Origin of the sequence: Paenibacillus kobensis NBRC 15729 (genome assembly GCF_004000825.1) — a bacterium.
Taxonomy (GTDB): domain Bacteria; phylum Bacillota; class Bacilli; order Paenibacillales; family Paenibacillaceae; genus Paenibacillus_T; species Paenibacillus_T kobensis.
This window is the reverse complement of sequence record NZ_BILZ01000046.1, coordinates 38,255-48,472: the sequence shown is the minus strand read 5'-3', so window position 1 is coordinate 48,472 and position 10,218 is coordinate 38,255. Positions and strand designations below refer to the sequence as shown.

Annotated in this window: 10 protein-coding genes; 9 read left to right on the top strand and 1 reads right to left on the bottom strand. The window is 55.1% G+C overall.

Features of this window, described 5'->3' with window-relative positions; translation table 11 throughout:
• Nucleotides 1–51 precede the first annotated feature (51 nt).
• Nucleotides 52–795, bottom strand: a complete 744-nt coding sequence (locus PKO01S_RS21525; RefSeq protein WP_127533497.1) for a hypothetical protein — start codon at nt 793–795, stop codon at nt 52–54.
• Between the two features lie 157 nt (nt 796–952).
• Between PKO01S_RS21525 and PKO01S_RS29095 the strand changes: the two genes are divergently transcribed.
• The 9 genes from PKO01S_RS29095 (at nt 953) to PKO01S_RS21480 (ending at nt 10,205) form a co-directional block, all read left to right on the top strand.
• Nucleotides 953–2,527, top strand: a complete 1,575-nt coding sequence (locus PKO01S_RS29095; RefSeq protein WP_127533496.1) for an efflux RND transporter periplasmic adaptor subunit — start codon at nt 953–955, stop codon at nt 2,525–2,527.
• Nucleotides 2,524–3,267 carry an ABC transporter ATP-binding protein gene (locus PKO01S_RS21515; protein WP_127533495.1) on the top strand — a complete coding sequence of 248 codons (744 nt, stop codon included), beginning with the start codon at nt 2,524–2,526 and terminating at the stop codon, nt 3,265–3,267. Before PKO01S_RS29095 ends, PKO01S_RS21515 begins: the two co-directional genes overlap by 4 nt.
• Nucleotides 3,233–4,408, top strand: coding sequence for an ABC transporter permease (locus PKO01S_RS21510; protein WP_127533494.1), 1,176 nt, complete (start codon nt 3,233–3,235; stop codon nt 4,406–4,408). Before PKO01S_RS21515 ends, PKO01S_RS21510 begins: the two co-directional genes overlap by 35 nt.
• A 146-nt stretch (nt 4,409–4,554) precedes the next feature.
• Nucleotides 4,555–5,838, top strand: a complete 1,284-nt coding sequence (gene spoIID / locus PKO01S_RS21505; RefSeq protein ID WP_127533493.1) for a stage II sporulation protein D — start codon at nt 4,555–4,557, stop codon at nt 5,836–5,838.
• Between the two features lie 113 nt (nt 5,839–5,951).
• Nucleotides 5,952–6,671: a M23 family metallopeptidase gene (locus tag PKO01S_RS21500; protein ID WP_127533492.1), complete on the top strand. Its 720-nt coding sequence runs from the start codon at nt 5,952–5,954 to the stop codon at nt 6,669–6,671.
• A gap of 190 nt (nt 6,672–6,861) precedes the next feature.
• On the top strand, nt 6,862–7,146 hold the full coding sequence (spoIIID, locus tag PKO01S_RS21495) for a sporulation transcriptional regulator SpoIIID (protein WP_110041929.1): 285 nt from the start codon (nt 6,862–6,864) through the stop codon (nt 7,144–7,146).
• A 136-nt stretch (nt 7,147–7,282) separates the two neighbouring features.
• Nucleotides 7,283–8,296, top strand: a complete 1,014-nt coding sequence (gene mreB, locus PKO01S_RS21490) for a rod shape-determining protein (protein ID WP_127533491.1) — start codon at nt 7,283–7,285, stop codon at nt 8,294–8,296.
• A gap of 179 nt (nt 8,297–8,475) precedes the next feature.
• The gene (locus PKO01S_RS21485) at nt 8,476–9,342 is read left to right on the top strand and encodes a flagellar hook-basal body protein (RefSeq protein ID WP_127533490.1); all 867 of its coding nucleotides are present in this window, start codon (nt 8,476–8,478) and stop codon (nt 9,340–9,342) included.
• 50 nt (nt 9,343–9,392) lie between these two features.
• A complete protein-coding gene (locus tag PKO01S_RS21480) occupies nt 9,393–10,205 on the top strand; it encodes a flagellar hook-basal body protein (RefSeq protein ID WP_127533489.1) in 813 nt (270 codons plus the stop codon).
• Nucleotides 10,206–10,218: the final 13 nt, after the last annotated feature.

Here is a 10,218-nt window from a genome sequence, read left to right as displayed (position 1 = left end):
GGCGGAGAGCGGTCCGCGCTCCTAAGCCGTCTGTCGTCGATACGACTCTCACTATCCTGCTTGTGCCACGCCGCCGTTGTCTGCCGGTGCGTCGCCGCCTGCTTGTCCGCCGCCATTGCCTCCGCCGAAACCGCCGCCGAAGCCCCCAAAACCGCCGCGAAGCGAAATGTATTCCGCGTCGGTCGTTCCTTCTTTCAGCCAAATGTTAATAATGTCGTCGGCCGCCAGATCGGATGGTTGAACGGGCTCGTAGTTCATACTGCCGTCGTCCGCCCGGACAAGCTTATAAATGGCGGCGCCTTCAGGGATGTTCACCGTTGTCTCTTCCCCGGTGAACAGATCCGGCATTTGCCGTCCGCCGCCTTGTCCGTCCGCTGGCGGCTGTCCGCCGCCGTCCGCCGGAAGCTGTCCGCCGCCAGCCGCAGGCAATTGTCCAGCATCGTTGCCTGCGGCACCGCTTTGTCCATTGCCTGCACCTCTCCGACTGCCGCCGAAGCCCCCTTGGGGCATGCTGCTCATGTCGGCTTGTTTGACGACGATAGAGTTGCCGTTAATCGATACGATCTTAGCGAATAGATCCGCTTGCCGCTCCGGCTGATTAGGCGCGGAAGCCATTTGCCGGTAGCCTCCGCCATTTCCTCCGTTAGGTCCTCCCCAGTTTTGCTGGCTGTTCTCCTGTCCTCCGGCTCCGTTTGCCGTATTCGTCGAATCTTTAGAACCGCACGCCGCAAGCAGCGAGGCTCCTAATAGAAGCACGGCCGCAGCTTTCCATCCTGCAGTCCATTTGTTATTCATCCTGTTATTCCTCCCATGCCTAACATGCAATTAGATAAGGTCATCCTAGCACACAACCGTGAACGGAATATGAATAAGCATGTTCATGTTCCGTTCATGAAGGTGTGATAATTTGTAGTCAAAATAGCGCACATACTCAGGAAGGTGGCCGTAGGCAATGAAGAAGTGGATTATCACACTACTGGCGTTCGTAATCGTCGCCGGTGCTGGTTCATTTTATTGGTATAACTACCGGGATGAAGAGAAACAAACGGCAGCGGCGGAGCAACAGACAGCAAGAGTCACGCAAGGCAATATTAGCGTTCAGCTGACAGGCAACGGCTCCGTTTCGACGACGGAGACGGTATCCGTCATGGCTGGCGTTCAAGGTAAGGTAAGCAAGGTCAATTTCAAGCTAGGCGACGTTGTAAAAAAAGGGCAAGTGCTCGTTGAGTTCGAGCAGGAGGATTACACCTCGCAAATCAAACGTGCGGAAATCAACATCCAGAAGCAAGAGCTTCAGCTCACCAATTATAAGAAACAATTTGTAGAAGCAAGCGGTGACGAGGACAAACAGAACGAAGTAAAGCTGCAGATCGACAGCTTGAAGCTGGACATGGAGTCCGCCGCATTAGAACTGGAAGATCTGCGCAGCCAGGCTGCTGATACGCCGAGCGTCGTTGCTTCGTCCGACGGAACGGTGACGGCAGCAAATGTCGTCGTCGGCGATCAGGTGAACGAGTCGAAGGTGGTTGCCGAAACGGTCGACTATTCGAAGCTCCAATTCAGCATGAACGTGGATGAGCTGGACATTCCGAAGGTCAAGGTAGGCATGGCGACCAACATTACGCTGAACGCATTGCCGACGCAGCCGCTCACAGGCAAGGTGCTTGAGATTGCTAAAGAGGGTTCGTCGTCGAACGGCTCAGCATCTTATGCGGTTGTCGTATCGCTCGATAAAATTGACAACGTCATTTCCGGCATGTCCGGGGAGGGATCTATCGTAACTGCATCAAGCGAGAATACGCTGCTGGTTCCGATCGCAGCTGTGCGTACGTTCGGCGGCAGAAGCTTCGTACGGGTACCGGAGACAAGTACGGCTGGACAAGGCAATTCAGCGGGCAACGGTGCAGTTGCAGGTCAAGGCGGCAACCGCCAAGGTACGGCCGGGGACACCGGAGCAGCTCGCGGTTCGGCCGCAGGTGGGTATGCAGCAGGCAACGGTGCGGGTAATGGCGCAGGAAATGGGGTGCCAGCAAGCAACGGTGCTGGCGGCGGTACAACCGCAAACCGCAATGGCAATAGTCAAGGCGCAGGAAGCGGCGCAGCTAACGGAGCAGTTGGCGCAAACGGCACAGGAACTGGCAGCGGCGCGCCGCAAGGCAGCAGAGGCGGCTATGGACAAGGCGGCGGTTATGGAGCCGGCAATAGAACAGGCCAAGGACAGCAACGAGGTGCGGCAGGGTTCGGCCCGGCAGAGGCGGGACGCATGGTTGAAGTGACGATCGGGCTCAGCAACGAGACGTTCGTCGAAATCAAATCTGGCTTGAACGCAGGCGATACGGTACTGCTGCCGACGCCGGCCGTTAATACGGCGACGGCATCAAGCTCCCGCCAACAGCAGCAGTTCCAATTCGGCGGCGGGGCATTCCCGGCCGGAGGTTTCGGAGGCGGCGGATTTAGCGGCGGCGGCAACTTCGGCGGCGGCGGTGGCGGCACTGTAAGAGCAAGCGGCGGAGGCGGTAACCGATGAGCCGCGCGGACAGAGCCAAGCTGATCGAGATCGAGAAGCTGGTCAAAACGTATCGTATGGGCCAAGAATCGATGAACGTCCTGCACGATGTCGATCTTACGGTGTATCAAGGCGAATTCGTCGCGATCGTTGGTCCGTCCGGCTCGGGTAAGTCGACTATGATGAACATTATCGGCTGCCTCGACATTGCTTCATCCGGCAGCTATAAGCTGGATGGCGTCGAAGTGAAGGGGCAGAGCGACAATAAGTTGGCGGCGATCCGCAATCAGAAGATCGGCTTCATCTTTCAAGGCTTTCAGCTTCTGCCGAAGTTGACGGCAATCGAAAATGTGGAGCTCCCGCTTATATATCGGGGCTTGGCTGGGCGCGAAAGGCGTGCCCGGGCGGAGGAAGCTCTACGCACCGTCGGTCTGGATGATCGGATGCACCATCGTCCGAGCGAATTATCGGGCGGCCAGCAGCAGCGTGTCGCGATAGCCCGTGCGCTTGCAGGCGAGCCGCCGATTCTTCTGGCTGATGAACCAACCGGTGCACTGGATACACGCACCGGACAGGAAGTGCTCGCGTTGATGGAGAATTTGCACCGAAACGGCCATACGATCGTCCTAATTACACACGACATGGAGGTCGCCGAACGGGCGGAGCGCATCGTCCGAATGAAGGACGGCGTGCTGACAGAGGACGATAGTGGAAGGAGGAATCGGCGTGAAGCTGTCGCAAGCATTCCGAATGGCGTTTAAGAGCATCTGGGCGAACAAGCTTCGGACTGCGTTGTCGATGCTCGGCATGCTGATCGGCGTTGCCACCGTTATCGCGCTCGTCTCGATGAGCGAAGGCTCATCCCGGCAGGTGCAGTCACAAGTGGAAAGTTTAGGTGCAGCCAATATGCTGCAGGTTACGATTACCGGCCGGGGGCTGACGACCTCATTGACCAAGGAAGAGGCGCTGGAGTTCGCCGATATTCCGAACGTTGAGGGCGTATCGCCCATCGTCAATGGGAATGCAACGGTCAAGTATGGAACGACTAGCGAATCCTATACGGTTGAAGGCATTACTCCGGAATATGAATCCGTTCGCGAAGTCGGATTCGTCAAAGGGCGTTACATCGTCGATCTGGACAACGTCAACTACAGCAAGGTCGCTCTGATTGGCGCGAACGTTGCGACGACGCTGTTCGAATCGGAAGATCCGCTTGGCAAAACCATTCAACTCAACGGCAACCGGTATCTGATTGTCGGCATTCTGCAGACGAAGGGCGATTCCATTAATGGCTCTGCGGACGACAAAGTGCTTATACCGCTAACGACGGCGGAGCGCCTCTTGCAGTCGAACGGCGTACGCTCGATCTACCTGAAGGTAGACGATATGGACAAGTCGGAGCAAGTACAGGCGTTACTGGAGGCAAGGCTGTCCGCGAAGTTCCAGAATGCCACGAACGCATACCGCGTCATTAACCAGCAGGAAGCAATGGAGACGGTCGGTTCTATTACGCAGACGATGACCTCGATGATGGCCGGCATTGCGCTTATCTCGCTTGTCGTAGGCGGCATCGGAATTATGAACATTATGCTCGTTTCGGTCACGGAGCGCACACGCGAGATCGGTATTCGAAAGTCGCTCGGCGCGAAAAGGCGCGATATTTTGCTCCAGTTTCTTGTTGAAGCGATCACGATCAGCGGGCTTGGCGGTGCGTTCGGCATCGCCATCGGCTATATTGCCTCCCGCATTATTGGCATCGTCATGAGTACGGAGACGGCAGTCTCGCTCGACATGGTGTGGGAAGCATTCGCTTTCTCGGCTGGCGTCGGCGTCATATTCGGTATATTCCCGGCCAACAAGGCGGCGCGGCTGCGGCCGGTCGATGCACTGCGGCACGATTAACGGAGGACCATTGCGGACCGCAAATTTTTGACTGAATTTCTTCTAGCCTATCATTCCCGTTCATATAGTAGAGCTATAGGGACAAGACAAGTCCGCGCCCGTGCGCGGGCTTTTGTCTTCACTACGCGGAATGAGAGGAGAGGGACATGGTAGATTGGTTGCGGAAATTGCGGGCAAGCAGACATAGAAGGGCATGGGGGCGGAAGCATGCGCTTTGGTTATGGGGAGGCCCCTTATGGTGGGGGGCATTCGCGGCTGGCATTGTAATCGGAGCAGCGGTTGTGCTTATTGGCGCAAAGGGAGTTGTCGGCAGTGGACAACAAGCAATACCATCCGCCGTGAAGAACGGTCTGCCGACTGTTCCAGCCGATTCCGGCACAAGCGGCCAGGATGAATCCGATAAGCCTGATAAGCCGGAGAACGGGCAATCTAAGTCTACTCCTGATGATATGGCGATGGAGCAGCTTGCCCGCCGCCTGGAGCGGGTATCCGTAAAGAGCGGGCAAGAGCCGTCCGCGGGCTCAGAAGAAGCTTCCGGTGAGTCCGATCTGGACAAGCCGTATAATGATTTGGATAAGCTCAGGGTGCGCGTATATATGACAGGGACTGGGCGCATAGAGACAGTGCCGCTAGAGATATACGTCAGAGGCGTGCTCGCGGGCGAGATGCCGGTCGACTTTGAGCTTGAAGCGCTCAAGGCGCAAGCGGTTGCTGCACGAACCTATATCGTCCGCCGTCTTGCGTCCAAAGACAAGAGCGGCGTGCCCGGCGGCAAGGCGGACGTAACCGATACGGTCGATCACCAGGTGTATATCCCGCTGAAGAAGCTCATCGACAAGTGGCCGGCCGGCCCGGAGCGGGAGGCGGCGCTTGGCAAGCTGGAGCGGGCGGTTCAGGAAACGAAAGGAATGGTGCTGACGTATGAAGGCGCACCGATTGAAGCAGCCTTTTTCTCCACGAGCAATGGCTATACGGAAAATGCTGATGAGTACTGGCAGTTGTCATTGCCTTATTTGCAAAGCGTAGCGAGCCCTTGGGACAAAAACATATCTCCGCGGTATAAACAGACGGTCGAAATGAGCGAGAAGGAGCTGTACCGCCGTCTCGGCGCGAAGGACGACGGAAAGCCGCCGCGCATCCTGGAGACGACGGAAGGGCATCGAATTAAGGAGATTGTCGTTGGGGGCGAAACGTTTACGGGGCGCGAAGTCAGAGAGAAGCTTGATCTAGCTTCATCGCAGTTTGAATGGACAATCCAAGGCGGTACCGCCACGATTACAACTTACGGCCTTGGCCACGGCATCGGCATGAGCCAGTGGGGGGCGAACGGTATGGCGAAGGAAGGTGCGACGGCTAAGCAAATCTTACTTCACTATTATACCGGAGTGAAGGTGGAACAAGCTTATAAGCTACCTGACGCTGGGAGTTGATAATGTCCCCCGGAAGGCTTGATCTGCGGCGAATCTCAAAATTTATGAAAATAGCGTCACCTCACGTATAAACAGAGTTGTTCTGGCAACAATGGCTGATGAGGTGATCGACAATGAATGATCAAAACAACAAGCCGAAAGAAACTCCCAAAACCATACCGGGGGGCTCAGCGGCCAAATCGAAAGGCTTACGCAGTTTGCTCGCTAAAAAATGGGTGACACCGGCGGCTTTCATGGCAGCAGCGGCAATTATCGTAACCTTAATGTGGCTCTATCGGGGAGAGCAACCAGAACAAACAACTACAGCGACCGATACGGAAGTCAGTCAAGGGAACGAAACGACGAAGCCTGCAGACGATACGATTGCTGTAATGGCCGATGGCGAAGAAATGCAGTGGCCGGTCGTTGATTACGACAAGCTGGAAGTCGCTCTCCAATATTACGATGCCAATGGCACGAATGAGGAGAAGCAAGCAGCGATGGTACTGCAGACGAACACGTCTACTTACACCGCGCATGTAGGTTTGGACTTGGCTAAGCCGGACAATACGACGTTCGACGTATTGGCAGCATTAAGCGGCAAAGTAACGCATGTGGAGAAAGGTCATCCGACGAACGGCGATACGGTGGAAATTTCGCACGGCAACGGCCTGGTGACGATTTATCAAAGCCTCAGCGACGTTACGGTCAAAGAAGGCGATGAAGTGAAGCAAGGCACAGCAATCGCGAAAGCCGGCCGCAACGATCTGGAGAAGGACGAAGGCATTCACCTTCACTTCGAGGCACGCCAGAACGGCAAAGTGCTTAATCCGAACGATTTGATCAAAGAATAACGCAGCTATAACGCCTGCTTCTCCGCGAGGAGAGCAGGCGTTTTATTCTTTGTTGGGGCGTTAGTCCTACTCCGAATACGAAATATTGAAAATAATTGGCCATTGCGGCTTGTCACGCTTGGCCTTAAAGAATATATAACCGACCCCCTCATATAATGTACCAAACTATCTCGAGTAGGGAGGCGGGAACGTGCACGATTACATCAAAGAGCGAACCATTAAAATAGGCCGCTGCATCGTGGAAACGAAGCACACGGTTCGGACAATCGCCAAAGAGTTCGGGGTTTCCAAGAGCACGGTTCACAAGGATTTGACCGAGCGGTTGCCTGAGATCAATCCCGACCTGGCGGATCAGGTGAAGCACATCCTCGAATATCACAAGTCGATCCGGCACTTGAGGGGAGGAGAAGCGACCAAGATTAAGTATAAGAAAAGCAGCAAGAAGCGCGAAGTGTTCGCTGCTTCCAAGAGCTGATCGGAATAAATTTTTCTACAAAAATAGAGGGATTTCGAGAATTTCAGCGAATAATAAATCGTAGGAAGTCTCTGTTAATTTCAGAGCTTACGCGATCGTTGCAATATATTTTTATTCGTTGGAGGACTCTCGCCTTATGTTCAGCAAGGATATCGGAATCGATCTGGGAACGGCCAATGTATCGATTCATGTGAAGGGAAAAGGCGTCGTCCTTGACGAGCCGTCTGTTGTCGCGATCGAGAGCGACACGAAGCGTGTATTGGCTGTCGGAGATGAAGCGCACCGGATGGTCGGGCGCACACCCGGCAATATCGTAGCGATCCGTCCGCTGCGGGACGGCGTCATCGCGGACTTCGAGATTACGGAAATCATGTTGAAAGCGTTCATCGATCGGATTGGCGGCCGAAGCATGTTCGGTAAGCCGCGTATTCTGATCTGTGCGCCGACGGACATTACTTCCGTAGAGCAGAAGGCCATTCGCGAGGCGGCGGAGCGCAGCGGCGCTCGTGCGGTATTCTTGGAAGAAGAGCCGAAAGCGGCAGCGATTGGCGCAGGCATGGACATCTACCAGCCTAGCGGCAACATGGTCGTCGACATCGGCGGAGGCACAACAGATATCGCCGTACTGTCCATGGGCGATATCGTTACGTCTTCGTCTATTAAAGTTGCAGGCAACAAATTCGATGACGCGATCATGAAGTACATCAAGAACAAGTACAAGCTGCTTATCGGCGAACGGACAAGCGAGGACATCAAGATTAAGATTGGTACCGTGAATTTGGACGGGCGCGACGGGGATATCGATATTCGCGGACGCGACATGGTCAGCGGTTTGCCTCAGACGGTTACGATTCGTTCAGCAGAGGTGCGCGAGGCGTTATGGGATTCGGTTATGCAGATCGTTACTGCGGCGAAGACCGTGCTGGAACGTACGCCGCCCGAACTGTCGGCAGACATTATCGACCGCGGGGTCATTCTAACCGGCGGCGGCGCGCTGCTTGACGGACTGGACACGCTCCTCTCGGAAGAGCTGATGGTGCCAGTGCTCGTCGCAGAAGATCCGATGCATTGCGTCGTGAAAGGGACTGGCATTATGCTGGACAACCTTGACAAGGTGATCGGGAACAGAAAAACAGGCTATAACAAATAAAAAAGCGCGGCGGGTAGGGCGTTCGGGGGGAACGCGCCGAGGCCGGCAATAGCGAATTTCTCACGCGGGTCATACCTAAGACTTATTAAAGGTATGGCCCGTTGTGCCGATATAGAGTATAGAAGATGAACAACTGACCGTATTCTGAGCACGAATCGGACAAGCTGGGAGGATATCGAATGTTAAGAGGGCTGTACACCGCGGCTGCCGGATTAACGACACAGCAGCGGCGCCACGACACGATTACGAACAATATTTCCAACGTTAATACGCCAGGGTACAAGCAGGCGAACGAAGTAACGCGGTCGTTCCCGGACATGCTGATGGCGCTGACCGGCACGAGTGATCATTCGGATAAGACGATCGGACGCGTGGCGACGGGCGTATTCGCAGAGGAGAGCATATCCCTGCAGGTACAAGGTGATTTGACAGAGTCCGGCCGGTCGGGAGACTTTGCATTATCGTCCAGCATTCAGATTCCGGGCGTCAAGTTCGACGGGTCGGGCAAGGGGTTCACGCAAGACGGGGAAGTGGTATTCCAGCCGCAAGCGTTCTTTACGGTGGAAGGATCAGACGGACAACCCCGCTATACGCGTGACGGCCGGTTCGATTTGAATGCAGAGGGCTACCTCGTGACGACGGGCGGAGAGCGCGTCCTTGGCGCGAACGGACAGCCGGTTCAATTCCCTGCCGGCGCGAGCCTGAACGACGTTGTATTGACGAGCGACTTCCGTTTCGTCGATCGGCTGACAGGCGCGGATACGGGAAGCGGGCTGCTGCTTACCCGAGTTAACAATCCGAACTTGCTAGTGCGCCAAGGCAATGGCACATTCAGGCTTGAAGGCGACCAGAGCTTGGCCGTGCCGGTAACGGCTGGAGACGGCGTTGAGGTCCGCCAGGGCTATTACGAACGTTCCAACGTGGATTCGGCCCAATCGATGGTTGATCTGATGTCGGCTCTTCGAGCTTACGAGGCGAATCAGAAGGTTGTGCAATTTTATGATAAAAGCTTGGACAAAGCGGTGAACGAAATCGGACGGGTATAACCGCTGACGGACGATAAGACACAAGTGTACCTTTGACGGAGGGTTGCTCGATGAACGGTTCAATGATTAATGCCATGGTCTCGATGAACGGGCTTCAGCAGAAGCTCGACATTATGGCGGACAATATTGCGAACGTGAACACGGTCGGTTATAAGCGCAAGGATGCGACTTTCCAAGACCTGTTGACGAATATGAAGGTGCAAACGGCCGATTTCAAGGAGCCGGGACGTTTGTCGCCGATGAACTATACGCAAGGCTGGGGATCAAGGCTGGTGGATATTCAGCCCGATCTGACGCAAGGTCCGCTGAAGCCGACGGACAATGGGCTTGATATCGCTATTGAAGGCAATGCTTTGTATCAGGTCCAAACGCTTGAAGGAATGGCATATACGCGCAATGGTGCGTTCCAGCTGTCGCTGCAAGCCGACGGCAGAGCGCTGCTGGCGACGAGCGACGGCTATCCGGTCATGAGCGAGAACGATCAGCTGATCGTGATTCCGCCCAATCATGAGATGCGCGTAACTGCGGACGGAACCGTCCAGGCCATCGCGCAGGACGATACGGTTACGACGGTCGGTAAGCTGAAACTGATGCAAGTTACGCGCCCGATGATGTTAACGGCTGTCGCAGATAACTTGTATGCAGTGGCGGATGGTGTTAATGTAGAAGATGTGTTGAGAACCGTAACGGCTGGCGAAGGCAGCGACATCTCTGTCCGCCAAGGTTTCCTCGAACAATCGAACGTTGATTTGACGAGCGAGATGACGGAACTCATTAACGTGCAGCGTGCTTATCAGTTGAGCGCCCGTGCGCTGACCTCCAGCGATACGATGATGGGACTGGCCAATAGTTTGCGCGCATAAACGGAGTTGAATG

What these genes read in the sequence shown, in the direction of transcription:
- PKO01S_RS21525 (WP_127533497.1), bottom strand. Translation starts at nt 795, where the DNA reads ATGAATAACAAATGGACTGCAGGATGGAAAGCTGCGGCCGTGCTTCTA.
- PKO01S_RS29095 (WP_127533496.1), top strand. Translation starts at nt 953, where the DNA reads ATGAAGAAGTGGATTATCACACTACTGGCGTTCGTAATCGTCGCCGGT.
- PKO01S_RS21515 (WP_127533495.1), top strand. Translation starts at nt 2,524, where the DNA reads ATGAGCCGCGCGGACAGAGCCAAGCTGATCGAGATCGAGAAGCTGGTC.
- spoIID (WP_127533493.1), top strand. Translation starts at nt 4,555, where the DNA reads ATGGTAGATTGGTTGCGGAAATTGCGGGCAAGCAGACATAGAAGGGCA.
- PKO01S_RS21500 (WP_127533492.1), top strand. Translation starts at nt 5,952, where the DNA reads ATGAATGATCAAAACAACAAGCCGAAAGAAACTCCCAAAACCATACCG.
- mreB (WP_127533491.1), top strand. Translation starts at nt 7,283, where the DNA reads ATGTTCAGCAAGGATATCGGAATCGATCTGGGAACGGCCAATGTATCG.
- PKO01S_RS21485 (WP_127533490.1), top strand. Translation starts at nt 8,476, where the DNA reads ATGTTAAGAGGGCTGTACACCGCGGCTGCCGGATTAACGACACAGCAG.
- PKO01S_RS21480 (WP_127533489.1), top strand. Translation starts at nt 9,393, where the DNA reads ATGAACGGTTCAATGATTAATGCCATGGTCTCGATGAACGGGCTTCAG.